General features: G+C 61.3%; 25 protein-coding genes, 2 tRNA genes and 1 pseudogene. 12 read left to right on the top strand and 16 right to left on the bottom strand.

The genetic code is table 11. The annotated features are described in order from the left end of the window. Nucleotides 1–1011: 1011 nt before the first annotated feature. The 3 genes and pseudogenes from G7077_RS14070 to G7077_RS05075 form a co-directional block, all read right to left on the bottom strand. Entirely contained in the window at nucleotides 1012–1581 is a 570-nt protein-coding gene (locus tag G7077_RS14070) for a hypothetical protein (protein WP_246167396.1), read from the bottom strand. A gap of 153 nt (nucleotides 1582–1734) precedes the next feature. Then, nucleotides 1735–2016, bottom strand: a pseudogene (locus G7077_RS14490) (helix-turn-helix domain-containing protein); the annotation flags it as partial. Between the two features lie 673 nt (nucleotides 2017–2689). Beyond that, entirely contained in the window at nucleotides 2690–3457 is a 768-nt protein-coding gene (locus G7077_RS05075; RefSeq protein WP_166410766.1) for a hypothetical protein, read from the bottom strand. Nucleotides 3458–4004: 547 nt separating this feature from the next. Here G7077_RS05075 and G7077_RS05070 point away from each other — a divergent pair. The 3 genes from G7077_RS05070 to G7077_RS14270 all read left to right on the top strand — a co-directional run bounded on the left by G7077_RS05070 (nucleotide 4005) and on the right by G7077_RS14270 (nucleotide 5021). Continuing rightward, complete coding sequence (locus G7077_RS05070; protein ID WP_166410765.1) at nucleotides 4005–4226, top strand: hypothetical protein; 222 nt, start codon at nucleotides 4005–4007, stop codon at nucleotides 4224–4226. After that, nucleotides 4223–4783 (top strand): recombinase family protein, encoded by a 561-nt coding sequence (locus G7077_RS05065; RefSeq protein WP_166410764.1) that lies wholly within the window; start codon nucleotides 4223–4225, stop codon nucleotides 4781–4783. Before G7077_RS05070 ends, G7077_RS05065 begins: the two co-directional genes overlap by 4 nt. Before the next feature lie 103 nt (nucleotides 4784–4886). Further along, nucleotides 4887–5021 (top strand): hypothetical protein, encoded by a 135-nt coding sequence (locus G7077_RS14270; RefSeq protein WP_281347057.1) that lies wholly within the window; start codon nucleotides 4887–4889, stop codon nucleotides 5019–5021. 150 nt (nucleotides 5022–5171) lie between these two features. Here G7077_RS14270 and G7077_RS05060 read toward each other — a convergent pair whose 3' ends face one another. Beyond that, entirely contained in the window at nucleotides 5172–5948 is a 777-nt protein-coding gene (locus G7077_RS05060) for a DUF3825 domain-containing protein (protein ID WP_166410763.1), read from the bottom strand. Between the two features lie 186 nt (nucleotides 5949–6134). Here G7077_RS05060 and G7077_RS05055 point away from each other — a divergent pair, with 186 nt between their 5' ends. Both G7077_RS05055 and G7077_RS05050 read left to right on the top strand, forming a co-directional pair. Continuing rightward, complete coding sequence (locus G7077_RS05055; protein ID WP_166410762.1) at nucleotides 6135–6389, top strand: hypothetical protein; 255 nt, start codon at nucleotides 6135–6137, stop codon at nucleotides 6387–6389. Between the two features lie 111 nt (nucleotides 6390–6500). Then, nucleotides 6501–7007, top strand: a complete 507-nt coding sequence (locus tag G7077_RS05050) for a hypothetical protein (RefSeq protein ID WP_166410761.1) — start codon at nucleotides 6501–6503, stop codon at nucleotides 7005–7007. Nucleotides 7008–7281: 274 nt separating this feature from the next. Here G7077_RS05050 and G7077_RS05045 read toward each other — a convergent pair whose 3' ends face one another. Further along, on the bottom strand, nucleotides 7282–7641 hold the full coding sequence (locus G7077_RS05045) for a response regulator (RefSeq protein WP_166410760.1): 360 nt from the start codon (nucleotides 7639–7641) through the stop codon (nucleotides 7282–7284). Beyond that, complete coding sequence (locus G7077_RS05040) at nucleotides 7638–9998, bottom strand: PAS domain S-box protein (RefSeq protein WP_166410759.1); 2361 nt, start codon at nucleotides 9996–9998, stop codon at nucleotides 7638–7640. Before G7077_RS05040 ends, G7077_RS05045 begins: the two co-directional genes overlap by 4 nt. A 134-nt stretch (nucleotides 9999–10132) precedes the next feature. Here G7077_RS05040 and G7077_RS05035 point away from each other — a divergent pair, with 134 nt between their 5' ends. Continuing rightward, complete coding sequence (locus tag G7077_RS05035; protein WP_166412333.1) at nucleotides 10133–10825, top strand: pirin family protein; 693 nt, start codon at nucleotides 10133–10135, stop codon at nucleotides 10823–10825. Between the two features lie 116 nt (nucleotides 10826–10941). Then, nucleotides 10942–12105: a hypothetical protein gene (locus G7077_RS05030; RefSeq protein ID WP_166410758.1), complete on the top strand. Its 1164-nt coding sequence runs from the start codon at nucleotides 10942–10944 to the stop codon at nucleotides 12103–12105. Here G7077_RS05030 and G7077_RS05025 read toward each other — a convergent pair. The 7 genes from G7077_RS05025 to G7077_RS04995 all read right to left on the bottom strand — a co-directional run bounded on the left by G7077_RS05025 (nucleotide 12102) and on the right by G7077_RS04995 (nucleotide 16649). Next, a complete protein-coding gene (locus G7077_RS05025; RefSeq protein WP_166410757.1) occupies nucleotides 12102–12719 on the bottom strand; it encodes a DNA-3-methyladenine glycosylase family protein in 618 nt (205 codons plus the stop codon). The two genes, G7077_RS05030 and G7077_RS05025, sit on opposite strands and share 4 nt — an antisense overlap. Then, nucleotides 12720–13463, bottom strand: a complete 744-nt coding sequence (gene rlmB / locus G7077_RS05020; RefSeq protein ID WP_166410756.1) for a 23S rRNA (guanosine(2251)-2'-O)-methyltransferase RlmB — start codon at nucleotides 13461–13463, stop codon at nucleotides 12720–12722. A gap of 1 nt (nucleotide 13464) precedes the next feature. Then, nucleotides 13465–14478: an inorganic phosphate transporter gene (locus tag G7077_RS05015; protein ID WP_166410755.1), complete on the bottom strand. Its 1014-nt coding sequence runs from the start codon at nucleotides 14476–14478 to the stop codon at nucleotides 13465–13467. 15 nt (nucleotides 14479–14493) lie between these two features. Further along, a complete protein-coding gene (locus G7077_RS05010) occupies nucleotides 14494–15138 on the bottom strand; it encodes a DUF47 domain-containing protein (RefSeq protein ID WP_166410754.1) in 645 nt (214 codons plus the stop codon). Between the two features lie 56 nt (nucleotides 15139–15194). Next, nucleotides 15195–15611, bottom strand: a complete 417-nt coding sequence (locus G7077_RS05005) for a hypothetical protein (RefSeq protein ID WP_166410753.1) — start codon at nucleotides 15609–15611, stop codon at nucleotides 15195–15197. Nucleotides 15612–15683: 72 nt separating this feature from the next. Continuing rightward, nucleotides 15684–16025, bottom strand: coding sequence for a hypothetical protein (locus G7077_RS05000; RefSeq protein WP_166410752.1), 342 nt, complete (start codon nucleotides 16023–16025; stop codon nucleotides 15684–15686). 63 nt (nucleotides 16026–16088) lie between these two features. Beyond that, nucleotides 16089–16649, bottom strand: coding sequence for a helix-turn-helix domain-containing protein (locus G7077_RS04995; RefSeq protein ID WP_206367697.1), 561 nt, complete (start codon nucleotides 16647–16649; stop codon nucleotides 16089–16091). A gap of 228 nt (nucleotides 16650–16877) precedes the next feature. Here G7077_RS04995 and G7077_RS04990 point away from each other — a divergent pair, with 228 nt between their 5' ends. Then, complete coding sequence (locus tag G7077_RS04990) at nucleotides 16878–19901, top strand: glycosyl hydrolase family 28-related protein (protein ID WP_166410750.1); 3024 nt, start codon at nucleotides 16878–16880, stop codon at nucleotides 19899–19901. A gap of 65 nt (nucleotides 19902–19966) precedes the next feature. Further along, entirely contained in the window at nucleotides 19967–21301 is a 1335-nt protein-coding gene (locus G7077_RS04985; protein WP_166410749.1) for an MFS transporter, read from the top strand. A 4-nt stretch (nucleotides 21302–21305) separates the two neighbouring features. Here G7077_RS04985 and G7077_RS04980 read toward each other — a convergent pair. The 3 genes from G7077_RS04980 to lldD form a co-directional block, all read right to left on the bottom strand. Then, nucleotides 21306–21392: transfer RNA gene (locus tag G7077_RS04980), tRNA-Tyr, on the bottom strand. A 78-nt stretch (nucleotides 21393–21470) separates the two neighbouring features. Beyond that, nucleotides 21471–21544: transfer RNA gene (locus G7077_RS04975), tRNA-Gly, on the bottom strand. Nucleotides 21545–21592: 48 nt separating this feature from the next. Then, nucleotides 21593–22753, bottom strand: a complete 1161-nt coding sequence (gene lldD, locus G7077_RS04970) for an FMN-dependent L-lactate dehydrogenase LldD (RefSeq protein WP_166410748.1) — start codon at nucleotides 22751–22753, stop codon at nucleotides 21593–21595. Between the two features lie 135 nt (nucleotides 22754–22888). On the opposite strand from lldD, the gene G7077_RS04965 reads away from it, so the two are divergent. The 3 genes from G7077_RS04965 to G7077_RS04955 are packed head-to-tail and all read left to right on the top strand — an operon-like array spanning nucleotide 22889 to nucleotide 25486. Further along, complete coding sequence (locus G7077_RS04965) at nucleotides 22889–23884, top strand: aldo/keto reductase (protein WP_166410747.1); 996 nt, start codon at nucleotides 22889–22891, stop codon at nucleotides 23882–23884. Next, nucleotides 23881–24612, top strand: coding sequence for an SDR family oxidoreductase (locus tag G7077_RS04960; protein ID WP_166410746.1), 732 nt, complete (start codon nucleotides 23881–23883; stop codon nucleotides 24610–24612). Before G7077_RS04965 ends, G7077_RS04960 begins: the two co-directional genes overlap by 4 nt. Before the next feature lie 10 nt (nucleotides 24613–24622). Beyond that, the gene (locus G7077_RS04955; protein WP_166410745.1) at nucleotides 24623–25486 is read left to right on the top strand and encodes a fumarylacetoacetate hydrolase family protein; all 864 of its coding nucleotides are present in this window, start codon (nucleotides 24623–24625) and stop codon (nucleotides 25484–25486) included. Nucleotides 25487–25524: the final 38 nt, after the last annotated feature.

Below are 25524 nucleotides of genomic sequence, written 5' to 3'. Positions count from 1 at the left end.
AATAGGCCTTCTAGTCTCCACCCGTTGTGGTCGCGAACTAGGTGAACGACCGCGCGACCCTCGGCATGAATGAACTCTGCAAAGCTGCAATCGCTTTCCATTACTTGAGCCAGATAGCGACGTGCGCAGTTGCGGTAGCGCAGGGCTAATCTACGCAGTTCGGCACCGGTTTGCACAGGGAAGTAACAATCCGATGCAGGCACCGGATGTTCTGGAAGTTGTAACTTCTGTGCCCAGCGATCCCACAGGTCTGACAATTGGTCAGGTGAGTTCACCCGGCGAATTGCCTCGGCTAACGCTCTCCGATCTAACCCCTTACCGGAAAGCAGGTCCACGAGCTTGCAGACATCAGAAGCCATTCGCGGGCTTGCCATCAATCTTACAAATTTTGGGGTGCAGATATCGGCGGGCAGGCGCTGAGCAATTCGAAGCGTCAGCAGGTCAAGGCGGTCCATGTGCTTCACGAGGGAGGACAGGAAGTCGCCACGGCTAAGTAGTTCAACCAAGAGCCGATAGAACATGCGAGCATGTGGCTGCGAGCCGCTCCGGCCAAGTGCCCCTCGTAGGCCATCGGCCGCATCGCCGTATGCTGTCTCAAGGAGTTCGTCGTGAGTTGCGCCTTGAAGTAGTTTGCCAAGCTCAGCTGCAAGGCTCGGACAAGTTGGTAAAGGCTTCGTCGTTAGAAGAGCGGCTATCACTTGGCGGCGCTCATCACTGCCACGTAAAAATACCCCCGCTAGACCAGGACAGTGCTGGTCGAGAGCGACGATGTAGTTCAGGCACCACCCAGAAGCAGGCTTGATCTCTGGGTGCAGCGTCGTAGAAAATCGCATCTGCAAACGGGCTATCACGAATAGCCGCTTTGCCAACGGAAATTAGAGCCCAAGTCATCTAGCTCATACAGGCTGGTTAGAGTGCTATCTGGGCGCAAAAAGCTACATATCGTCGGAGCCGTTGGGCCTGCACCCACTAGTCTTAACCGCCGCTTCCAATTGCGGTCCACCTCCGGCCTCAAACCATTACCTTAAGCTCCGCACCTTTTCGTTCGACGTGCTTATGGCTGTTAATCCAGTGGAGCGTCGGCGGACCTCGATGTTGCCGTTCAAAGACATACCAGCAGCAATACATCTGAGAGGAGCGGAATTGGTCCGCGTGAGGGTCGCTGCCAATGAAATCGATGCCGCGATTCAGCACATGAACACGAGCGAGGGGGAAGTCAGAATCAGTCCAGATGTCTTCGTGTCGTCCTGCACCCGTCAGATAGTTCAGCGGGAGCAACATCGCGATCTTGTGGGTGGCGACCCGCTTAGCATGTGCGATGAATTCCCTATGAAGCCGGAAAGGCGGATTGGTGATTATTGTATGATAATGCTCGGTTATTTCGAAGAAGTCGCGGCGCTCATCACCCTCACAGTGCAGGTCGAAACAGGTGATGTTCATGAAGCCACGCTCCCGTAAGACGCGCTCGATCACGCGGGCGTGCCCAACCGTGGGTTCGAGAATAGGAACGTCGCGGTCGAAAGCTTCGTGGTCTAGCAGCAGCCGAACAACTGGAGCCGGTGACGGATAATAATCACCCACGCGCCTAACCCTATCGGCGACCCACCCGACGACAGCTATCCCGCGCTTACGTGAGCCATTCTTGACTGCCTTAGCCCGCGCTCCGGGAGCGACCACGCGAGCTAGTCGCTGCAAGCGATCTACAGTGCCTCGACCCGCTTCGATCTGGCGGACAGTGTTAACGGCGATCCCCGCGCGTTCCGCTGCTTCTCGGAGGGATAATGCTCTTTCGACGCGGGCTGAGCGAAGGCGCTGTCCAATACTGTCCCCGCCGCTGGGAAGACCGGAGATGGAAATTGGCACATGCTTCTCTACCGCGTGAAGGTTGCGGATGGTCCCGGCGTCGCGCTCGATTTCCGCAACGGCTTGACGGCTTAATCCGGCAAGCGCGCCAACTTCTGCCTGCGTCAACTTACGAGCCCTTCGCCCTGTTCGAATGGCCTGCCCGATGTTCACGCATTTTCCATAACGCTGGATGTTAGTGCTTTTGACACGGAAAGACTCTCACCAGAAGTATAAATATTAGCATGCGCTATAATGAATTCGGATCGGGAGGTTGGCGTCACTACTCGGGACAGGAGCGGCCCTGTGGTCTCACGCCGATCAGCGGCAGTCCCTTAGGCGCAGGTAGTCGCGAGGCACACGTCCAGTGGGGGTCAGTGACGACTGGGCGGCAGCGTGTCTGGGTCGGCTACTTCATGCAAGTGATCCAAGACGATGGGAATGAATGGCTGGTTGAACATCCTCATTCCACCCGCGCCGCTCTGACAATGATTGAGGCCGACCTCAACAAAGATGGGTGGAGCCTAGGCGTGATAGGGATTGACCCTGAGTGGCGAGAGAGCGGGCTGTCTGCCAATTCAGGATGGGGCTATCATCCAGACATTGGAAGGGCTGTCCACATGCTAGAGCCGATGTGCACGCTAAGTCGCGACTGCTGACGTGCAGGTTGCACCTCGCAACCTGCTCCCTGATCAAATATTTCTAATAACTCGAGAGAAAGTTTGGACTGGTTCTCCTTGAGAACCCGTCAGTTGAGCTAACCTCGACACATGCGCGGAGCGCCTTTGCAGGTTAGGTAATTACGAGTCTTCTATAAGTCTTGTTGATAGTAATTACCTAACCTGCATCACCCCTCCGCTGGCCTCGCCTCGTCCCTCGACGTCGCAGGTTGGTGAGAAAACAAAGTAGCGTCCCACTTATCCGCCAGTGGCTTGCTCGTCGTCATGCGCGAGTGCGCGAAGCAATTCCCACTTAAGGGATGCCCCTTACTCGTGGTGTTCTTGAACCCAGAAAAGCAAAACGGCCCGCTAGAGGTTGCTAAAATCATCAGTTCCAGTTGGTGGTCTTGGAGCTCAGTTTCCCTAGCGGCTAGGTAGCTGCCGTCGTTGTTATAGAGCAGCGTCTTGCCATCCTTGGTGTAAGGTAAGCCAAGCCGAAAGCCGTCCATCCCGCTGGCTAGCTCGATAAATTGAGCACGAAAGTCCTCCGAGAGCGCCTTAGGAAGCTTCATGCTCTTGCCCTTCGAGCGAGCCATGACGTCCTTTCCAGACCAAAGGTGGGCTTTTCCGTGCCACGATGAGCGATCCCAATCGATGTCATCTTTTGTGCAGGTCCAGACTTGAAGCTCGGCTTTGAAGCGATCACGGTAATGACCGATCTCGCCTCGCTTGGGGCGCTTCCCGCCAAACTCAATCCAATTATCAAATACGCTGCACTGGGCTGCGAGGATCGAGTTCACTGGTGGGAAATTCCGAGCACTGAGTTGGCGGCGCGGCACCATCTTGCTCGCAAAGTTTGGTGCGGCGCTCTTCAGCCGGTGTGCCAGAGCTTCTGCCATGGCATGATCGAAATCGATCTCGCTTATGGCTGCAACGATGGCGTCGAGCGTCATCATTCGAAATTTCCTCGGGAGCGCGGTGAACGTGGGCATCTCTTCTTGGTGGAGGTTGCACGCTTCTTCTCCGACTGGAGCTTCGGCGTCGCGACGGCCCAGCCCCTTTCTTCCGCGTAAGCGAGTTTCTCTTGCTCGCTTAGGGTCCGAACCTTCCCATGAAGGTGAGCCTGCGGGTTTCTGTGACCGTTTCTTACGCGTTCTGCGAGTTGTTGGGCTTGCTGCTTAAACTCTCGGGCTTCGCCACTCGTGATGAGCGGGCGGCGCGTGCGGCACTTAGCGGCATCCCAATCCAGTCTTTTGCTCATTGGTGCTCCTTTCGGGAGCGACCACATAGTCAGCGGTTTAATGCTTGAGAGCCACCAATCAGGTGGTATCCTGGCAGATCATCCAATTCTTGAACTTAACGAGTGGACCGTCGCTCGTCTCATTCGGGTAACCGCATCCGAGACGCTGGCTGAGACAGGTTTCGTGTCTCAAGCGGATAGTCCTGGACAAAAAAGACATCCGTGAGACCCTCGTCTTAGACTCATGCGAGACGAGGTGCAGAATGACTGACTATGAATTTCCTCTTGGGCGTTCTCAGATGGCGGCAGGCAAGCTGCACGCCCTGCTGAAGGACGTGGCTCCGGCGGCAATGCCGATTGGGTGGTATCATCGGTCGCCAAGCCGCCAAAAGGACGGCAAGTTCTTCATGACCATCTACACCGACCACCCAAATAACCTTATGCGTGCGAAACTCGCTTGGTCAGAGCCGGAAGTAGGCGAGTGAAGCCGGTAGGCAAGACCCTTGGCTACGGTCGCGTCAGCAGCGACCAGCAAGATGTCGCCAGCCAGAAGGCCAAGCTGGAAACGCTCGGCGCGGTCGTCGTCTTCACCGAGACCGGCAACGGTTCGACCCTACAGGGTCGGAATCAACTCGAAGCTGCCATCCTCTTGCTCGAACCGGGCGACATCCTGCTCGCACTCCATCCCGACCGTGTCGCCCGCGATACCGGCGACCTGCTGACCATCGCCAAGCGGGTCGTCGCCAAGGGTGCCATCCTGAAGCTCGACGACCCCAAAATCATTTTCGACGGGACCGATATCATGGCCGAGATGATGCTGACTCTGTTCGGGCTTATCGGGTCGGTCGAGAAGCACTTCATCAAGGCGCGCCAACGCCGAGGCATCGAAGCCGCTAAGGCCAAGGGCATCTACAAGGGCCGACCGGCGACGATCCAAGCCGACGATGTGCGTGAGCTTCGCCAGCAAGGATTTGGCGCAACAGAGATCGCCAAGCGGCTCAAGATTGGTCGTGCAAGCGTCTATCGAGTGCTTGCGGCTTAGAGTGGAGAGGGCAGGCGGTCTGCACATTGCCGAACCTGTGGCGCTCCGGGTGCAAGGGTGATACCATCGTTGATGCCGCTCGGTGAGAGCTAGGAGTGCCGTCATGGGTTGGTTTTCATCTGGTAAGAAAGACAGCAAGAGCACCAGCAAAGCGGAAGAGCGACACGTTGACCGGGAAGCCGACCGATTTGTTGCCGGGGCCTTCCTGAGCGAGAAAGAAAAGGGACGCGGCAAGTAGCCGAACCCCGGCGCGACAAAGCTATGGAGTGCTCGAGTGCCGCGTAATCCGAGGTGAGGCTTCGGAGTCTAAGACTGGCAAGGCGAGGGCGCCGGACTTACCGAGGGCTAAGTGACTGGCCTCGATCTATTGAAGTCAACAACTGCCTTCTCATGCCCGACCTTCGTTCGGTCGCAACCAGTCCTTGTCAGGCCGCGCCAGCAATCGCGCATTATTGTATGCCATGTCCAAGGTTAGGCATGTAGAAGCTCTGTAGAAACTGCCGTGATCCTCGACCACAAGCGCGAGGTCAGCCTTTGCAGGGTTCGTGATGCACAATGGAAGTAGAAGCTGCACTTTACCTCTATGGTATTGCGGAACGGCGGCTTTGTAGTTTCGACAAACCCGCTCCTTAGCATTGTCTATTGCTCCCTTCAGGAATGTCTGAAGCGTGTAATCATCCATCGAGTTAAAGGGCTCCGGGAACCGCGTCTTATTCTCCGACACAATGTGGTCGATGTTGACTCTTAATTCCTTGGACATGTTAAGAACGAGCTTAGAAGGATCATCGAAGTAGTGCGTGATGCCCGGCAATTCGGAAAAGTTCACGAGATCATAGCGCTTGCACCACTTGAGGAAGTGCCAAACCTGTTGGCCGTCATTCTGATTGCGATCAAACAACGCGAAGATCGCTTCTTGGTTTGGAGTAACAAGGCCCGTGTTGAAAACATAATATGCGCCATCGTCAGAAAGAATTACTTTGCCTTCTTCAGCAAGCCTCGCAAATGTATATTTTATGTAGCTTTTAAGAACCGCCATGGGTCGGCGGTCAGGAGCTTCTAGCGGCTCCCAGTCTTCCGGCTCGGCCATAATTGCCAGTTGCTTTAGTCGCTCATCCGGCGCGTGAATATAGGCGAACTCGTAAAGGTCGGTTGGGACTTCAAACACGCTTCACCTCAGGCACAAAGACCGATTTCATGGCAACGTGCGATCCCCGACGCAAGCGCCGGAGTGTCCGGACATCCCGCTGGGCAGCGGCAAATGAGGCTTCAATTCCGACACAGGAAAGGAAGCCGCATGGATGACTGATGCCGGTTAACGGTGGTGCACCCCAATCGTCCGTGAAGTGCGGAGGTGGGCGAGGTAAACTGCGGGCTCAACCTTAAGGAGCCCGGAATTTTCGATCTCGCCACCTTTCTTGCCATCATCGGCGCTGTTGCCGCTGCAATCAGCGCCGTCGCCGCCGTCATTCCCCTGCTCCGGACCAAGCTGCCCAAGCCGACGATCACCCCAACCTGCACGACGATCATCGGTGCTAATACGGACAGCGGCATCGATGACCTCCGCACCTTCAGTCCGGGCATGCGCCGCATGGGCTTCGACCGGTAGGCTGCGCTGATAAGTTCAAGTTCTAGTAGCGGGGTGCATTTCAATAATGCGCGGCCAAACCGCTGCACCCTAATCTCTGGTCATGGCATCACGCCATCGGAGAACACGACAGTGAACATTGCAGAACTTCCCCTCAACCTGCGCAAGGCAATGGCGATCATCCAGAACGCCGGCGACGAGAATGGCTGGATGAGCGAAGAGGAATACACACGGGCCCAGGCCGAGTTGCGCAAGCTCGGGGTCGTCACCACCATGGAAGATAGTCGGGACGAGGACGAACCCCCGGCTAGCGACGAAAACGGTCGGACCTTCTTCGAGGTGTCGATCCACCCCTTTGTCGAGCAGGTTGCCGATGAGGATGGAAATCCCGTGGACGGCGACTGTGGCAATCCGAGCGGAGGGGAGTTCAGCGACGAGTTCGGCGATGATCTCGATGGCTATCCTGATGCGATGTTCCGCAAGGGCTGGTCAGTGACATCTTGGGTGCGCGATGGTGACGAGGATGATGGCGACATCGATGTTGTCGATGACGAAGAGTTCCCTGATTACGACACCGCAATCGTCCGCGCTGAGGAACTAGCTGCGCAATATCGCGTGGATATCGACCACCGTTATTGAGGCGACGGTCAACCATCATCTGCATCAACCTCAGGCCCGCTCCGCTGCTCTGTGAGCGTGTTCACGAGGTTGGCGCAGGAGATGATCCCTCAACCGTCCTGGCGCGCTCTGCGGGCCGCAAAAAGAGCCTCAGACCAAAAGCGGTTGACGAGTCGAAGAACCATCCAGACGATGCCCAGATGATCGACCAAAATGATAATCCCACCGACCACGACCCCGGGCAGGGAGATGTGAGTCCTCTCCTGGCACCATCTCTTCCGCCGGGTGGAAGAGTTTAGTCGATCATCCGCTCAAGCGCCGATTGAACCTGGTCCCTGCGATAGGGTTTGGCGATGATTTCCGGATCGCTGCCACGCCATTCCAGGCCCTCGCGATCATAGCCGGTCGCAAAGACGAATGGGACGCCGCGCTGGTGCAGCCGATCGGCGACGGGGTAGCTGCGTTCAGAATTGATGTTTACGTCCAGGATCGCTGCATCGATCAATTCGGTGTCGGCAAGATCGCAGGCCTCATCCAGCCGCAACGCCGGGCCGATGATAACGCACCCGAGCTCGACCAGCATGTCCTCGATCGCAAAAGCGATAATCGCTTCGTCTTCGACGATCAGGACTCTTTTGCCAGCGAGTTTGCTCAATTCCCGCTCTCCGGCAGTGGGGCATCGACGATGCAGACTACCCCTTGGGGTTCGAAGTGGATCTTCACCGTGCCTCCAAGCTCCGCGGACAGTCCCCGCTCGATCATCCTGCTACCGAATCCCCGCCGCTCGGGCGCTTCGACGGGCGGTCCGCCACGCTCACGCCACTCAAACCGAAGACGGTTGGCGGCTGTAGACCAGGCGACCTCGACCGTGCCGCTGTCGTTGCTGAGCGCACCATATTTCAGTGCGTTGGTAGCAAGCTCGTGAATGGCCATGGCCAGGCTGACGGCCGTCTTGGGCGACAGGGTCAATTCCGGACCATCGAGATTGAGCCGGTTGAGATTGGAGGCGACTGCGAAGACCGTATCGCAGATGATCTGCCGGACCGGTGCGCTTTCCCACTTCTGTTGGGTCAGGACGCTGTGTGCCGCCCCCAGAGCGCCGATGCGGCCTTCAAAGGCCTTTCGCATCTCGTCTGGAGAACCTTCGCCGCGAAATGTTTGGTGCGCCACCGATTGAACGATCGCCAGCAGGTTCTTGGCGCGGTGGCTGAGCTCGTCGATCAGAAGGCGTTGGTGCTGCTCTGCCTTTTTGCGGTCGGTAATTTCGATGGCGGTGCCGAGCGCGCGAATGCAGCGCCCTTGTTCGTCGAAGAAGCCGCGCCCCTTCGCGGCGACCCAGCGAACGACCCCATCTTCCTTTCCGATGGTGCGATATTCAACGTCGTAAAGCGCGCGAAGCGCAGGATCGAGCGCGGTCTGGAATGCCGCCAAAGTGGTTTCACGATCATCGGGATGCAGGCCGTTGTAGAAGTCGGCCATGGACACGGGGACGTCGGGGTCGATCCCGAACATCTGCTTGAGCCGCGGCGGCCAATAAAGCGTGTCCTGAAGGAGATCGACGTCCCACAAGCCGATCTCGGCCGCATCGATCGCTAGCCGCAATTGCTCTTCGTGGAATGCAAGCCGCTCTTCCGCTTCCCGTCGTTCGTCGATGTCAAATACCGAGCCGATATATCCCAGGAAGGTGCCATCGGCGCCGACGCGGGCGGCAGCGGCGTCAATGACCCAACGGTAGCTGCCGTCCGCCCGTCGCAAGCGGAATTCGACCCGATAGTCCCGCTGCTCGGCATTCGCGCTGACGAACGCCTTTTCGGCAGTCGAAAGATCGTCGGGGTGAACGGCCTTCAACCAGCCGAACCCTTCGCCCTCACCCTCTTCCTGTCCGGTATATTCGTACCACCGCCGATTCAGGTAGTTGCAGAAGCCGGTCGGGTCAGTGACCCAGACCATCATCGGTGAATTGTCCGCCATGTTGCGGAACCGGCTTTCACTTTCGCGAAGGAAGGCCTCGGAACGGGTGCGTTCGATATAAGCCCATGACCGTTCGGTTGCTTCCGAGATCAAGGCGAGGTCGGCATCCGTCCAGTTCCGCGGGGCCGCCTGGTGAACGGCCATCAGCGCCGTCAGTTTGCCTGCCTTGATAAAGGGCATGCAAACAGTCGCCTTGAGGCCCAGGCTCAGTAGCCCTTCTCCTTCCTCCGGGCCCAGCTCCGTCAGAGTATCGCGCGTGATCAGGGGTCGGCCTGCGTGCAGTTCCGTCACCGCGCGGTCGCCGAAATCCACCAATTTGTACTTGCCGACGATGCTCTTGGAGCCGGGCGCTGCCCAGTCGCCGCGGATGGTGAAGCCGTCTTCATCCTCGTCCATGTCGGCATAGGCACAAACGGACGCATGCATATGCTGCCCAAGCATCCGGGCAGTTACCGCCATGATTTCGAACGGGTCCGCTAATGCGCGGGTCGCTTGACCGAGTTCGTCGAAAAAGCGCAGGCGGCTTTCCCGTTCCCGTAAGGCATGCTCCGCCGCGACCCGCTCCGTGGTCTCGACCACGATCGCCAATACGCCAGCAGGCTTGCCGCTTTCATCGATGACTGGCGAGTAATCGAGGTTCATCCAGACCTGTTCCGGCCGTCCATGCCGGTACAGGGTCAATTCCTGATCGCTGTACTGCAGGGTCCCGCCTGCGAGCCCGATCTTCATGACATTGTCGTTGAAGTCGGCGACCTCGGGCCAGCCCTCGCGCACCTTGGACCCGAGCAGTTCGGGGTGCCGCCCGCCAGCGAACATCGAATAAGCGTCGTTGTAGAGCATGATCCCATCTTCGCCCCACAGCATTACGATCGGCACTGGAGAGCGAAGCAGCAAAGAGGTGGCAGTCTTTAGGCTTTGCGGCCAACGTCGAGGATCGCCTAAACTGGTTGACCAGTCCCGCGCGGCGATCAATGCGCCGCATTCCCCGCCATCTTCAAGGAACTGCAGCCCGGCGGCTTCGATGTCACTATACTCGTTCATGGCCGCACAGGCTCCCGGGGCACGACAACCGTTTAGCGGCGAAAGTGGGTCCGTAAAGCATGAACGAAAGGCCGCACCGGTTACATATTTGTGCGTTCTTGAGCAGGTTCGATCATGATCCCATCTTCACCCTCATGATCGACATCCGCCCCTTCGCAAGTCTCGGCCATGCCAATCACGGCTGGCTCGACGCCCGCCACCATTTTTCATTTGCCAGTTACTATGACCCGGCTCGCATGGGCTGGGGCAGCATTCGCGTCTGGAACGACGACAAGATCGCCGGCAAGAGCGGTTTTCCGCCCCACCCGCACCGCGACATGGAAATCATCACCTACGTCCGAAAAGGTGCCATCACCCACAAGGATTCGATGGGCAATCAGGGACGCACCGCGGCCGGTGACGTTCAGGTCATGAGCGCCGGGACGGGCGTCACTCACGCCGAATATAATCTGGAGGACGAGGATACGACCTTGTTCCAGATTTGGATCCAGACCGATCGTCCCTCCGCCCCGCCGGCTTGGGGCGCGATGCCATTCCCCAAGGACGCGCGCCGCGGATCCTTTCAGCTGCTTGCAAGCGGTGATGGGAGCGACGGCACCCTGACCATCAATGCCGACGCGCGCATCCTTGGCGCGACGATCGCAAAAGGCAGCGCCATTTCGCTCGAGGCCAATGCTGAGCGCCACCTCTATCTCGTGCCAAGCGGCAAGGTGCGGGTGAACGGCGTCGAGGCAAACGCCCGCGACGGTGTGGCAATCACAGGCGAAGAACGCCTGACCATCGAAGCAGACGAAGACGCTGAACTGGTGCTCGTCGACGCCCGGTAACGCTGCCACGCTTGAACCTGCCGCCGCAACGCGCCATTGGCGCGGTGTGGCGGGCTTCGGGCCCACAGCTCAGCACAGGCAGGTGAATGAACAAGGGCTCCCGCTGGAGCATCAGCATGCTTTTAGCCGCCATCGTGGCCGCGCCCGCGCTTGCCCAGTCGACGGCACCTGCGGATCCTCCGCCCACCACGGTTGGTCCGCGTGAGCTTCGCAACTTTTCGCTGCCTGGAACCGCCCCTGCACCGCAGAACCAGCCGCAGCAGCAAACTCCGGATGCTTCGCCGGATTCGACTGCGCCGGCCCGGGCACCGTCTCCATCGGCCGGTCGCCCTTCGGAAGCCGTGTCGCAACGCCCGTCGGCACCAGCCGATCGTAACATTGACGCACCCGCTTCGCAGCCGCCCGCCGATCCTCCGCAGGACTTGAGCTCGCAGCCGGCCGATGCTGGCGTCGACCCGTTACCGCAGGGAGGCTTCGAAACCCAGCCATCAGCCCTGCCGCCTGCGCTGCCGCCAGCCGCAACTCAGCCGGTGCCGCAAAACGGCTGGGGGATGGTACCCTGGTTGGTGGCGGCCCTGGCAGCGGTACTTGCGATCGGGTTCGCCTTATACCGGCGGCGTGCCCGCGCAGCGCTCTCGAATGCGGAGCAACTTGAGGCCTTCATCCCGGCTGAGCCAGCCCCGCCGCCCAGGCCGATGCCGCGCGCGGCATCGGCCTCACCATCCGCTGCACCGGCGATCGCCCCCGCGCCGAAAAGCGCATCTGGCGGGGTCGTGTCGACGCGCTTGCGGCCCGTGCTCGACTTGGACGTCACACCCGGCCGCTGCATTATCGACCAGACGCACGCGACGCTGGAGTTTACGCTAGTGGCGTTGAACAGCGGGAATGCACCCGCCCGCGATGTCCGCATCGAGGTAGCGATGCTGAACGCCGGTCCTGCACAGGATCAGGAAATTGCGGCCTTCTTCCAGCAGCCGGCCGGCGTTGGGGATCCGATCGAGGGCATTCCGCCCATGCGCAGCATCGAACTGAACAGCCGCGTCAGCATGCCCCTTGAGCAGGTGCGTGCTTTCGAGGTTGCAGGCCGGCGTCTGCTCGTCCCCCTGATCGCCTTCAACGCGCTGTTTCGTTGGACCAGCGGCGAGGGCCAAACGTCCCAAAGCTATCTCGTCGGGCGCGAAGGCGACGGCGAAAAGATGGCGCCGTTTCGCCTCGACCTCGGACCGCGCGTGTTCCGCAACCTGGGTGCGCGCCCGCACCATATGCAGGTACGCCGCTAAAGAACCGCGCTGTTGTAGCTGTGCCAGGCCAGCAGCGCGGCCGCCCCGCGATGCGGCCGCCAGCGCTCGGCAATGTCGCGAACCAACTTCTCCGGCGGTCGCTCCGGAAGGCCCAAAAGTCGGCCAACCTCGATCTGAACGGCAAGGTCACCGGCCGGCCATACGTCGGTCCGTCCTTCGGCGAACAGAAGATATATTTCCGCCGACCAGCGCCCAATACCCTTGATCCTGGTCAGCAGTTCGATTGCCTCTTCATCGTCCGCCGGCAACGCGGACAGGTCGAGCTCGCCCGACAGCACGAGCTGCGCAAGACTACGCGCGTAGCCCGCTTTTTGCCGCGAAAGGCCGGCTAGACGAAGCTCTTCATCGCTCGCGCGAAGGATTGCGGCCAGATCGGGCGGCGTACCGTAGGCAGCCTCAAGCTTCGACCACATGGCGCGCGCCGCGGCGACGCTGACCTGCTGGCCAACAATCGTTCGAAGTAGGGTGTGTGCACCCGGTTCGCTGCTTCGGGGCTCAGGATGGCCGTGGCGCTCGATAACGCTGGCAAAGGCCGGCTCGAGTTCCGCAAGTGCAGCGACGCTCGTGTGCAGGCTCGCTCGGTCGCGAACCATCTAGGCGACGCTGGCCGCGTAGAGAGCGATCGCGGCGGCGTTCGAGACATTCAGGCTCTCGATCGCGTCGGTGATCGGCAGCTTGGCCAACGCGTCGCAATGCTCGCGCGTGTTCGGACGAAGTCCCGCGCCCTCCGCGCCGAGCACCAAGGCAACCCGCTGCGGCCCCAAGGCTTCCTTGAGGTCGGTCGAGGCTTCGCCATCAAGCCCGATACGCCAGAAACCCGCCTCGGCGATCTCCTCGAGCGCTCGTGCCAGATTAACGACTCGGGCCCAGGGTACGCGCTCGAGCGCACCCGAAGCGGCCTTCGCCAATGCGCCGCCTTCCGGCGGGGAATGTCGATCCTGGGTGACGATCCCAACGGCGCCGAACGCCGCTGCCGAACGGAGGATTGCACCGACGTTATGCGGGTCGGTCACTTGATCCAGCACCAATAGGACGGCGCGCTCCGGCGCATCGGCGAGAACATCGCCGAGCCAGATGTCCTCCAGAGGTTCGCACTCGATCACCACGCCTTGATGCGGCGCGTCCCCCGGGACCAGGCGGGCGAGGTCCGGCGCCTCAGCCAGCGTAACCGGCACTTCCTTGGGAAACTGCATGAAGTCGGCGGCTTCCCGGGTCGCCCAGGCCTTCAATACCCGGCGACCAGGATTGTCGAGCGCTGCGGCAACCGCATGCTTTCCCCAAAAACGCGGGCGGTTCGGGTTGCCGTGGCTCTGATGCGATTTCTTTCGGCGGGTCATTTTAGAACAGCGTTGTCAGCAAGTAGAAAAGCGCCGCCACGGTGGCGGAAGCGGGAATGGTGATCACCCAGGCACTTATGACGTTTCTGGCCACCTGCCAGCGAACGGCGGACGCGCGCCGGGCCGCGCCTGCACCGATGATGCAGCCGGTGATGGTATGCGTGGTCGACACCGGAATACCGAACCAAGATGCGGCAAATAGCATCACCGAGCCGCCCAGCGAGGCGCTGAAGCCCTGGTGCTGCGACAACTTGGTGATCCGCGTTCCCATGGTCTCGATAATCTTCCAGCCGCCGGTGAGCGTGCCCAAACCGATGGCGACATAGCAGCTGATCGCAACCCAGTGCGGGACTTCGAAATCGCCGTGCAGATAGCCCGTCGAATAGAGCAGCACGGTGATGAGGCCCATCGTCTTCTGGGCATCGTTGAGGCCATGCCCGATCGAGTAAGCGGCTGAGGACATCAGATGCAGGCTTCTGAAGGTCCGCTCCGCCCCCGCCGCGGTTGCGCGGACGCCCAGCCAACTCGTGATCAGCATGATCAGCATGGCGAGCATCATGCCGAGCGTCGGCGACAGGACGATCGCGATCAGCGTCTTGTTGAGGCCGGTCCATTGGATGCCGGTGAATCCCGCATGGGCAACGCCCGCGCCGACGATTCCGCCTACAAGTGCATGGCTGGATGAGGATGGAATGCCCTTCCACCAGGTAACCACATTCCAGAACATCGCGCCGACCAAGGCACCGAACACCACGGCAGGGGTGACGAGGTCCTTATCGATCAGGCCCTTGCCGATCGTATCGGCAACCTTGTGAAGCTCCGGAACTGCCAGCGACAAAAAGTAAGCCGAGAAATTGAAGAAGGCCGCAAAGGCCACGGCCTTGGCTGGGCTGAGCAGGCGTGTCGCGACCACCGTCGCAATGGAATTTGCGGCATCGTGGAGGCCGTTCAGATAGTCGAAGGCAAGCGCAAGGACGATCAGCCCGACGAGTAGCGGGAAGGCTAGCTCATGCACTTGGCTGTACCTGGCTCAGGCGTGATCGACGACGATGCCGTCGATCTGGTTGGCGACGTCCTCGAAGGCGTCGGTGACGCGCTCGAGATTCTTGAAGACTTCGCGGGCGACGGAGAATTCCATGGCACCGATCTCCTCGACTTCCTGGAAGGCCCGCTTCAGTCCTGCCGCATGGACGTCATCGGCCTCACCCTCGAGGCTGACAAGGCGACCCGTCAACTGGTGGAGCTTCGCGCCATTGCTGCTGACATCGCGGAGCAGAGGAATGGCCTCCTCCGTGACCGCTGCGGCCTCGCAGATCAGCTTGACGATGTCCTTCATCTCGGGCCGGAGCTGATGGAGTCCATAAAGATCAATCGCCCGTGCGGCGCCAAGCATCTCGTCGATGGCATCGTCCATCGACCCGATGAGGGCCGTGATCGCTCCACGGTCGAATGGCGTCAGGAAAGTCTTGCGAACGGCGATCAGCACTTCGCGGATGATGTCATCCGCCTGATGCTCGTGGTCCTGGATGGTGGTGAGCAGTTGCTGAGTCGACGTTCCGTCTTCAGCCAGCTGCTTCAGCGCCTGGGCCGCCCCGACCAGAGTCGCCGAATGCGCTTCGAACATTCCGAAGAAGTCGCCGCGTTCGGGCAGAAGACGTTGAAACCAAGCGAACATCAGGACCCCATGCGGTTGGAGGGCCGTTTAGATTGGGTTGGGTGCGGCGGCAACCTTCACGGCGTCGTCAGCGAACGGTCCGTTTCCTTACGCCTGCGTCGATGGGCCCGCCAGGTGCCGCCGGCGAGGATCAGTAAGATCGGATAGCTCCAGAAGTTGAGCGCGGCACCATAGGCCTGCGGGATGAGATCGCTCTCAACACCTTTCAGCAGATGGCCCAGCACGGTGGTCAGCTGTAGACCCGCGACCCAGAGCGGCCAGAAACGATCGGACTGAAGCGCAACGGCCACGAACCCTGCGAGTACCGCCAAGTCGACGTAGAGAACCTGGGTTTCAAGACCTTCGAACCGGGCGGACGTTGGGGATATGACCAGGGTCGTGACCAGCGTGCCGACGACGCAGATGATGCCGACAATGCGCTCATCCTTGCCGCCGCGCAGCACCGCATAGAGCACGATGGCGAGCAGCAGCATTCTGAATAGCATTGGAGCCATATCAGTGGCGTCCCCGGACACGCTTGGTCATCATCAGCCTCTTAGCGGCCTTCAAGCGACGATGCGAAGATCAACCTGCCCCTTGGGCGGCGGGCATTCATTGTCACCAAAGGCGACGGTACGTAGGCCCGGCACCTTGCCACGAGCTTGAGCGAGAGCGGCATGGCAGTCCGCCATCGAGCCGCGAGCCGACACCAGCGCCTGAACCGCGCCGGCAAGCTTGGTCACGGGTTCCTGCGCCGTGGCAAAGCCGACGGTCGGAATCGCGCTCATCCGCAAGATGCGATCCTGGAGTTCGGACAATTCGGTCAGCGCTGCGTCGATGCTGTCCTCGACGGTGCGGCACTGCGTGGCGATTTCAAAGGCGGCATTCTCGATCATCTGTTTGCGCATGTCGGCTCCTTCTCCGGCGCTGACCGCGCCGAAGCTGCTGAAGCGAAATTCCAATGGCGTCGGTTAGTCGGTGTAGAGCCGTGCGAGACTCTCAAGACCGGCGAGATACATTCCCGCCGAAAAGGCCGCCCCAATCGCGATCAAGATGATCCAGAGCAGCCTAAGGCCGATGCTCATCTCATTCCGCGGATTACTCCTCGTGGCGAACGGCAGAGGCAGGGAAGATCGAACCGACGATCTCTGCTCGGTATTGAGATCTTCGAGCCCGATCTCCCCTGCACGGTCAGCGTGCCGAATCTGAATTCTGACCGCCCCGTCGGATTGGCCGGGGTCGGGTTGGGGCTCAATGTACGGCGATTGATGTATCAATCGCTGATATGGTCCGCAGTGCGTGGCGATGACTCGAGCGGCGTGCGCGCGGCGCTCGACGCCAAGGATCTGCAAGGCGCCGCGAATGCGTTGATCGACCGTATGGGGTGAGATCCCGAGCTCCGCGGCAATCTCTTTGGACGACAGATGCTGGTCGACGAGGCGGAGACAATCGAGCTGACCGGGGCTCAGTCGCGCAATACGCATCTGAACCTCGTCGGCATCCGAATTGGAGCCGAACGACTTCTCGGCCACGCTTACTCTCCCCATGCGATCAACCCCACCACGGGACGGGCGCGGCACACGCCCGAATCCCTGAAGCGTAAAGGAAAACGCAGAAAATCGCTAACCCTTCGGCGGCCGTCACCGCAATTTTCAGGCGAAAGGATGAATTGACCGCACTAACGATAACGTTACCATTGAGCTGACCACGCGAATGACGGGGCGGCCGCGCGCATCATGCAGACGGCACAAAAAGGAGAGATGATGAACCGCGCAGCTTGGCTTTCCAGCCTGTCCCTCTTGGTGTTGGCGAGCGCAGCCGAAGCGCAGTCCGTGTCTAAATATCCGGTTGCCCCGGACGAGCCGCGGGCGGTCACCGTCAAAGGGGCCGGGGATGGCCGGACGGACGACACCGCGGCAATTCAGGCGGCGCTGGACAGCGCCCGCGACAAGACCGGGCAGGGGATCGTCTATCTTCCTTCCGGCCGCTATCGACTGAGTCGCACGGTCGTAGTCCCACCGGGCGTGCGCATGTACGGCGTCGGTCCAACCCGGCCGGTGCTGGTGCTCGCGCCCCGGACGCCCGGCTTCCAGAAGGGTGTGTCGACCATGGTCGTGTTCGGCGGCGGCGACCAGTATCAGGTCGGCGCAGTCCCGGTGCCGGTGCCGACGGTGGTGCCGCGCGACAAGGTTGTCCGCGACGCGAACTCGGGCACCTTCTACTCGTCGATCAGCAACATCGACGTCGATATCGGCGCCGGCAACCCGGCGGCGGCCGCCTTCCGCTTCCGAATGGCCCAGCACGCCTTCCTCAGCCACATGGACCTCAACATCGGCAGTGGCTTTGCGGGCATTTACCAGGCCGGCAATGTGGTCAAGGACGTGCACTTTCGCGGTGGCCGCTACGGCATCGTGACTGAGAAAACGTCGCCCGCTTGGCAATTTACCCTGCTGGATTCGACCTTCGATGGACAGCGCGAGGCCGCAATTCGCGAGCACGAAGCCCGCTTGACGATGGCCAATGTGGCGATCCGCAACACGCCGGTCGGGATCGACATCGATAAGGGCTATTCGGACTCGCTGTGGGGCAAGAACGTTCGATTCGAGAATGTCTCGCGAGCGGCCGTTATCATCTCCGAGGAGGATCGGGTGTTCACCCAAATCGGCTTCGACAAGGCCGTGGCGTCCAACACGCCCGTGTTCGCCCGCTTCCGCGACAGTGGCCGCACGGTGACCGGCAAAGGCCGCACTTATGAAGTGACCGACTTCAGCTACGGCCTTCACCTGCCGGCGCTCGGGCAAATGGGCCAGTACCGGACCACTGCCGACATCCGTCCGCTCGCAGCCCTGCCGGCGCCGTTGGCGCCGACCATCCGCGCTACCCCGGCAATAGGCGAGTGGACCAACGTTAGAACGCTGGGGGCGCGCGGCGACTTCCAGGCCGACGACACCGACGCCATCCAGCAGGCCATCGACCGCCACCGGGTCCTCTACTTCCCGGCCGGCTTCTACAAGGTCACGCGCCCGCTCAAGCTCAGGCCCGACACGGTGATGATCGGCATGCATCCGGCGATGGCGCAGCTCGTCATCCCTGACGAGAACCCTGGCCACAGCGGGGTGGGCGAGGTTCAGCCGATCTTGGAGACGCCGCGTGGCGGCGACAATATCCTGTCGGGCCTTGGCCTGTTCACCGGCCGGGTCAATCAGCGGGCATCCGCTCTGCTCTGGCGGTCCGGCGCAAACAGCCTGGTCACTGACGTCAAGATCATGGGCGGCGGCGGCACTCCGACAGCTGACGAAAAGCCGCTCGGCGCTCGCCAGGCCCGCTCAGGGGACCCATTCCGCGATGGCCGCATGGACGCGCAATATCCGAGCATCTGGGTGACGGATGGAGGTGGCGGCACGTTCGAGGATGTGTGGAGCCCCAATACCTTCGCCTCGTCGGGCTTCTATATCTCCAACACCAGCACGCCCGGACGCATCTTTGAGGTGTCGGTGGAGCACCACGCCCGCAACGAGTTTGTGCTCGACAATGTCCAGAACTGGGAGTTCCTGGCGCCGCAGACCGAGCAGGAGGTCGGCGATGGCCCCAACGCAATCGGACTGGAGATCCGCAATTCGCGCAACCTGCTGTTCGCCAACTACCATGGCTACCGCGTTACCCGCAGCTATCACCCCGCCAAGAGTGCGGTGAAGATCTTCAACTCGACCGACATTCGCTTCCGCAACATGCATGTGAACGGCGAGAGCGGGTATGCCAGTTGCGAGGAGGATGTCTGCGGCACCTTCCTACGCGCCAGCAAGTTTCCTTTCTCCCACAGCATCGAGGACGTGACGAGCGGCCAGGTCGCGCGGGAACGGGAGTTTGCGTCGCTCGACATCACCGGTGTGCCGCAGGTTCGCACCGCCTTCGCGCCGGCCACGACGCCGGTGCGCAAAATCGCCGGCGACTTCTTCTCCATCTCCGGTGCGACCACTTCGCCGGACGGCACCCTCTATTTCATCGACCGCCGCTTCCAGCGCATCTACCGCTGGACCGCCGCTAAGGGGCTGGAGATCGTTCGCGACGAATCGATGGATCCAATCAACCTCGGCATCGACGATTCTGGCCACTTGATGGTGCTGTCCATGATCGGCGCCAAAAGTAGCGTGTACTCGCTCGACCCGAACGGGCCCAAGGACAAGCTGACCCAGATCCAGCCCACTCCGGTCAAGCGCGGCGACGGCTCGCGGAGCCTCCTGCCGGTGAACTGGTGGAACAATGGCGAATTCCGTGACCAACTCGATCACCGCACCTACCGCTTCACCACGCTGGCGGAGATGTTCGCGCGGGACGTCGGCACGCCCAAGGGACAGGAATATGTATCGCCGGACGGCAGCCTGGCCTTGCCCGCCTTCCAAGTGTGGCAGCAGGGACCAGCCGATAATATCGGCTGGCGCTGGTCGGATTCGCTCAATGCCTGGGGGTTGGTGAGCGGCAAGGTGGGCGAGCGGCTGTTTGTCACCAACGCCTCGGAGAATGTCACCTACAACGGCCGGATCGGCGAGGGCGGCACGCTGACCGACCTTAAGCTTTTCGCGAAGCGCGGCGGCGAAAGCGTCGCGGCGCACCCGGATGGCCGCGTCTTCGTCGCCAACGGACAGGTGTTTGTCTACGATGCCAGCGGACGCGAGACCGGCCGCATCGACGTTCCCGACCGCCCGACGCAGATCCTGTTCGGCGGCGAGGGCGGGCGCACCCTGTTCATCCTCACTCACCATTCGCTTTACGCGGTGGAGCCTTGACCGGCTTGCGCCCGGCGGCGCTATGATGAGCATTCCGTTTCCTGCGCACGGGGGAGAGCGCTGACATGACCGATACCCAGGCCTCCACCGCGTCCGGATCGGGCGGCGACGACCGGGAAGTCAGCGCCGCCACCATCCGCCAGATCTCCTTGCGGCTGATGCCATTGCTCGGTTTTCTCTACCTGATCGCCTACATCGACCGGCAGAACGTCTCTTACGCCAAGCTGCAGATGGTCGGCGACCTGGGACTTAGTGAGGCAGCCTACGGGCTCGGCGCCTCGCTCTTCTTCATCGGCTATTTCCTGTTCGAGGTGCCAAGCAACCTCTTCCTCGAGAAGGTCGGCGCGCGCGTCTGGTTCGCGCGCATCATGGCGACCTGGGGCTTGGTAACGGTATTGCTCGGCTTCACCAGCAGTCCGACGATGTTCTACATCCTCCGCTTCCTGCTGGGCGCGGCGGAAGCAGGCTTCTTCCCCGGCGTGCTGTACTGCCTGACATTGTGGTTCCCGCACAGCCATCGTGCGCGCGCGGTCGGCTACTTCATGGTGTTCAGCGCCGTCGCCAATGCGGTCGGTGCCGCGATCGGTGGCCTGCTGCTCGACATGGACGGCTTCCTCGACCTGCGTGGTTGGCAGTGGGTCTTCATCGTCACCGGCGTCCCGGCGCTGGTGATGGTGCCCGTGGTGTTGAAGGTGCTGCCCAGCGGACCGCAGGAGGCGCGCTGGCTCTCGGACCCGCAAAAAGCCTGGCTGAAGGGCGTGCTCGATCTTGAAAAGGCGGCAGATCACGTCGCCGATCACTCAAACCCCTTGAAGGCGCTCGCCGACTGGCGCGTGCTGATCTTGTGCGCCGCCTACATCGGTTTCCCGCTTGGCGCTTACGGCCTCAGCTACTGGCTCCCGACCATCGTTAAGGGGTTTGGCGTCTCGAACACCGTGAACGGCTTCCTGAACATCATCCCGTGGACGATGGTTGCGATCGCTCTGTGGTGGGTGCCGCGACACGCCGCCCGCTTCCAGAACCAGGTATGGCATATCGCTGCCCCTCCGCTGATCGCCGCAGTGGCTTTGATCGCCAGCGTCCTGGTTGAAGGACCAGTGCTCCAGTTCGCCTGTCTGTGCATCGCCGCGCCGGCCATTTTTTCGGGTCAGCCGGTGTTCTGGACCTTGCCATCAAGGTTCCTGAAGGGCGCCACGGCGGCGGCGGGCTTCGCGGCGATCAATTCGGTCGGCAACCTCGGCGGGTTCGTCGCCCAAACGGTGGTGCCGAAGATCAAGGATGAAACGGGAAGCGACTTGGCGCCGATGCTGTTCCTGGCGGCTTGCCTGACCCTGGCAGCCATTGCGGTGCTGTTCGCCGAGCGCCGTCTGCCGCGGGCGGAACGATCATCCGACTATTAGGGGATGGTGGACAGGGCTGGATTCGAACCAGCGTACGGGAAACCCGGGCAGATTTACAGTCTGCTGCCTTTAACCACTCGGCCACCTGTCCATAGGTGAGGCGCGCCAAATGGCCGCGCACTTGTGGGCTGTCAATGCAAAGAGAGGGTTAGCGCCACTCTGCGTTGATTGGAGCGGGTGAAGGGAATCGAACCCTCGTCGTAAGCTTGGAAGGCTTCTGCTCTACCATTGAGCTACACCCGCAACCTGCGACCGATGCTCTAGCCGCGCCTCCTGTCGCGGGCAAGCCGTTCAGCGTTCAGCCAACGGTCCGGCGATCGTTCTTCGGCCGATTTCGCTGATCCTGGCGCAGCCGGTCAGGGTCATGGCGACACGCAGTTCCTGTTTCAATAACGACAGGAGGTGCTGCACACCGCGCTCGCCGGCCGCCGCCAGTGCATAGACCCACGGACGACCGATCATCACGGCGTCCGCGCCAAGCGCCAGCATCCGAACGATATCGGCACCCGATCGGACGCCGCCGTCGGCGAGCAAGGCGGTTCGTCCCGCCACGGCCTCCGCAATTGCAGGCAAGACGGCAGCGCTGGAGGGAGCGCCGTCCAGCTGGCGTCCGCCATGATTGGACACGACGATCCCGTCCGCACCATTGGCGATCGCTTCAAGTGCGTCGTTGGGATCGAGTACGCCTTTGACGATCAGCGGGCCGGGCCATCTCCCGCGCACCCACTCCAGATCTTTCCAGCTGATCGAAGGGTCGAAGTTCGACCGCATCCAGGCGAAGAAATCGTCCATCCCACTTTTGCCGCCTAGCACCCGCGCGACATTGCCGAGTTGGTGAGGTCGGCCGCGAACCCCAACGTCCCAAGCCCACCGTGGGCGCATCATCCCCTGGCCGAAGCGACGAGCGGCACCAGCAAACCCGGAGGCGCCTGCGAGGCCCGATCGGTAATCCCGGTACCGTATCCCAGGAACCGGCATGTCGACGGTGAACACCAGAGCCGAGCAGTTCGCGGCGACCGCCTGATCCAGCAAGTCAGCCATGAAGGCCCGGTCGCGGATCATGTACAGCTGCAGCCAGAACGGCTCGGCAGTTGCAGCGGCAACCTCCCGGAGCGGGCAGGCGGAAACGGTGGAGAGCGTGAACGGCACCCCCGCATGCGCGGCTGCTTTGGCGGCCTGGACCTCTCCGCGGCGGGCGTACATGCCGGCAAGCCCCACCGGTGCCAGCGCGACGGGCATGGTCCAGCTTTTCCCGAAGAGCGACGTCGATGTGTCGACGTCTTCCACGTCCACCATGACCCGCTGGCGCAGCGCAATGGACTGCAGGTCGCCCAGGTTGCGGCGCATGGTCTGCTCGCTGCCCGCGCCGCCATCGAGATATTCGTAGAGGAAGTGAGGAAGCCGCCTGCGGGCAATCGCGCGATAATCTTCCGGTGCGGCCGGCAGCTTCATGCCCCTGAGACCCGCGAATGCGCCGCGTTCAATGCTTGCCCCCTGCTACCGGCGCGAACGTAGAAGACCGAGACAGTTTCGCGCAAGGCGGGTAAGCGTCTTTCTCACCATGTCCTTATCCGGGGCCGAGCATCCATGACCCTTCGCCTTCCCCCTTACGGCGTCGGCACCGCCGAACTCGGCAACCTCTACACGCCGATTAGCGACGCGGAGGCGCAGGCGACGATCGAGGCTGCCTGGGAGTGCGGATATCGCTACTTCGATACGGCACCTTATTATGGGTTTGGCTTGTCGGAGCAGCGGCTCGGCACCGCACTGTCGGTGATCGATCCCGGACAGGCGGCCATTGTCTCGACCAAAGTCGGCCGGATCCTTGATCCGGTCGCGTCACCCGCGAGAGAGCGGCACGGCTTCGTCGACGCCGCACCGTTCGAGCCGCGCTTCGACTATAGCGGCGAGGCGATCCTGCAGTCCCACGAGGAGAGTCTTGGCCGGCTGCAACGTGATCGCATCAACATCCTTCTGGTGCATGATATTGGCGAGCTGACTCACGGGGCCGCGTCGGACCAACATCTTCGCACCTTTCTCGAGAGTGGATATCCCGCGCTTGCCAAGCTCCGCGACACTGGCGTGGTCGACATGATCGGACTGGGCGTGAATGAGACCGAAGTCTGCGACTTTCTTCTCGACCGGATCGACCTGGACGTCATCCTGTTGGCCGGACGTCTGACTCTGCTCGATCAGCGGGCGCTGACAAGCGTTCTGCCAAAGTGCGAACAGCAGGGCGTACAGTTTATCGCCGCGGCACCGTTTAACAGTGGTATTCTCGCGCGTTCCGCGGCGGAGGCAGCAAGCGCCCATTATGACTATAAGCGTCCCTCCGCCCAGCTGGTCGACAAGGCAACCGCGATCGAGCGAGTTTGCGCCCGTTTCGGCGTCGTGCTTCCGGCAGCGGCGATGCAATTTCCCAACCGACACTCAGCGGTAAGCTGCGTGCTTGCCGGCATGGCCACTCCTTCTGAAGTGAAGGAAAATCACCAGCGAAGCACCGCCGATTTACCCGACGAGCTTTGGGGTGCACTTCGTGCCGAGGGACTGATCGACCTGCCTTTGGCTAGACGCGACGCATGAGCGGGCGACTTCAGGGCAAGGCCGCGCTGGTTACGGCCGGCGCTCAGGGGATCGGCCGTGCGACGGTTGAGCGCTTCATTGCCGAAGGCGCCTACGTCCACGCCGTCGATATTCGGCCCGACCTGCTCCGGGGCCTGGAAAATTGTACCGCTCACCAGGTGGACCTGCGGGACGGCGCCGGGATCGAGAAGCTCGCGCAGGCAGTCGGTCGTATCGACGTGCTGTTCAACTGTGCGGGGGTGGTCCAAGCCGGAACCATTCTCGATTGCCCGGAAGAAGATTGGGCGCTGGCATACACGCTCAACGTCACCGCCATGTATCGGACGATACGCGCATTTCTCCCAGCGATGCTGGAGGCGGGGCGCGGCTCCATCGTCAACATGTCGTCCATCGCCAGCTCGGTTAAGGGCATTCCGAACCGCTTCGCGTACGGCACCACCAAGGCGGCGGTGATCGGACTGACCAAGTCGGTCGCTGCGGATTTCGTCACCAGGGGCATCAGGTGCAATGCAATCTGCCCGGGCACGGTTGACACGCCCTCTCTCCGGGACCGGCTCAGCGCCACCGGTGACTATCAACGGGCGTATCAGGAGTTCAGCGACCGCCAGCCGATGGGCCGGCTGGGTTCCGCTGAGGAGATTGCCGCGCTCGCCCTTTACCTTGCCTCCGACGAATCCTCGTTCACTACCGGCGCGATCCACATCGTCGACGGCGGCTGGATCAATTGAAAGGAAGCCAATGAAGCTCGTCCGCTACGGTGCGCCAGGATCAGAGAAGCCGGGGATCATCGATTCACAGGGCAAGATCCGAGACTTGTCCGAGCAAGTAGTGGATATCTCCTCTGCGACGCTTGCCGCCGGAGCCCTGCGGGATCTCGCCAGCCTGAACATCGACGATTTACCATTGGTGCCTGGTGAGCCGCGCCTTGGACCGTGCGTCGGCGGTGTGGGCAAATTCTTGTGCATCGGTCTAAACTATTCGGACCATGCGGCCGAAACTGGCGCGTCCGTCCCGCCCGAACCGGTCCTGTTCACCAAGGCGACCAGCGCCATCATCGGCCCCAACGACGATGTTCGTCTGCCTCGCGGATCGACCAAGACCGACTGGGAGGTCGAACTCGGCATCGTCATCGGGTCAGCTTGCAAATATGTGTCGGAAACGGACGCGCTCGACCATGTCGCGGGCTATTGCGTCGTCAACGATCTGTCCGAGCGGGAGTATCAGCTCGAACGCAGCGGCACGTGGGACAAGGGCAAGGGCTGCGACACGTTCGGGCCTCTGGGTCCCTGGCTGGTTACCAAAGACGAAGTTCCTGATCCTTGCGCGCTGCACATGTGGCTGGATGTAAACGGACATCGCTTTCAGGACGGATCGACGGCGACGATGGTGTACCGGCCGGCGTTTCTCGTCTCCTACCTCAGCCAGTTCATGACACTGCATCCGGGCGACGTTATCTCCACCGGAACACCGCCGGGCGTCGGAATGGGGCAGAAACCCCCGGTGTTTTTGAAGGTCGGTGACCGGATCGATCTCGGTATCGAAGGGCTGGGTTCGCAGCACCAGCGGGTGGTGGAGGATCGCGGCCTGCCTGATAACGCTTGAGCGCCGAAGCGCCCAAAAGGGTGCATTGACTTGCCGCC

Origin of the sequence: Sphingomonas piscis (assembly GCF_011300455.1) — a bacterium.
In the GTDB taxonomy this organism is placed as follows: Bacteria; Pseudomonadota; Alphaproteobacteria; order Sphingomonadales; family Sphingomonadaceae; genus Sphingomicrobium; species Sphingomicrobium piscis.
Note: the sequence above shows the minus strand (reverse complement) of the source record. Positions and strands in the feature narration are given on the sequence as shown.

Bases quoted from the DNA above. Each gene is read 5' to 3' on its own strand.
- G7077_RS05075 (WP_166410766.1), bottom strand. From the start codon at position 3,457: ATGATGACGCTCGACGCCATCGTTGCAGCCATAAGCGAGATCGATTTC.
- G7077_RS05070 (WP_166410765.1), top strand. From the start codon at position 4,005: ATGACTGACTATGAATTTCCTCTTGGGCGTTCTCAGATGGCGGCAGGC.
- G7077_RS14270 (WP_281347057.1), top strand. From the start codon at position 4,887: ATGGGTTGGTTTTCATCTGGTAAGAAAGACAGCAAGAGCACCAGCAAA.
- G7077_RS05040 (WP_166410759.1), bottom strand. From the start codon at position 9,998: ATGAACGAGTATAGTGACATCGAAGCCGCCGGGCTGCAGTTCCTTGAA.
- G7077_RS05035 (WP_166412333.1), top strand. From the start codon at position 10,133: ATGATCGACATCCGCCCCTTCGCAAGTCTCGGCCATGCCAATCACGGC.
- G7077_RS05030 (WP_166410758.1), top strand. From the start codon at position 10,942: ATGCTTTTAGCCGCCATCGTGGCCGCGCCCGCGCTTGCCCAGTCGACG.
- G7077_RS05025 (WP_166410757.1), bottom strand. From the start codon at position 12,719: ATGGTTCGCGACCGAGCGAGCCTGCACACGAGCGTCGCTGCACTTGCG.
- rlmB (WP_166410756.1), bottom strand. From the start codon at position 13,463: ATGACCCGCCGAAAGAAATCGCATCAGAGCCACGGCAACCCGAACCGC.
- G7077_RS05010 (WP_166410754.1), bottom strand. From the start codon at position 15,138: ATGTTCGCTTGGTTTCAACGTCTTCTGCCCGAACGCGGCGACTTCTTC.
- G7077_RS05005 (WP_166410753.1), bottom strand. From the start codon at position 15,611: ATGCTGCTGCTCGCCATCGTGCTCTATGCGGTGCTGCGCGGCGGCAAG.
- G7077_RS05000 (WP_166410752.1), bottom strand. From the start codon at position 16,025: ATGCGCAAACAGATGATCGAGAATGCCGCCTTTGAAATCGCCACGCAG.
- G7077_RS04990 (WP_166410750.1), top strand. From the start codon at position 16,878: ATGATGAACCGCGCAGCTTGGCTTTCCAGCCTGTCCCTCTTGGTGTTG.
- G7077_RS04985 (WP_166410749.1), top strand. From the start codon at position 19,967: ATGACCGATACCCAGGCCTCCACCGCGTCCGGATCGGGCGGCGACGAC.
- lldD (WP_166410748.1), bottom strand. From the start codon at position 22,753: ATGAAGCTGCCGGCCGCACCGGAAGATTATCGCGCGATTGCCCGCAGG.
- G7077_RS04965 (WP_166410747.1), top strand. From the start codon at position 22,889: ATGACCCTTCGCCTTCCCCCTTACGGCGTCGGCACCGCCGAACTCGGC.
- G7077_RS04960 (WP_166410746.1), top strand. From the start codon at position 23,881: ATGAGCGGGCGACTTCAGGGCAAGGCCGCGCTGGTTACGGCCGGCGCT.
- G7077_RS04955 (WP_166410745.1), top strand. From the start codon at position 24,623: ATGAAGCTCGTCCGCTACGGTGCGCCAGGATCAGAGAAGCCGGGGATC.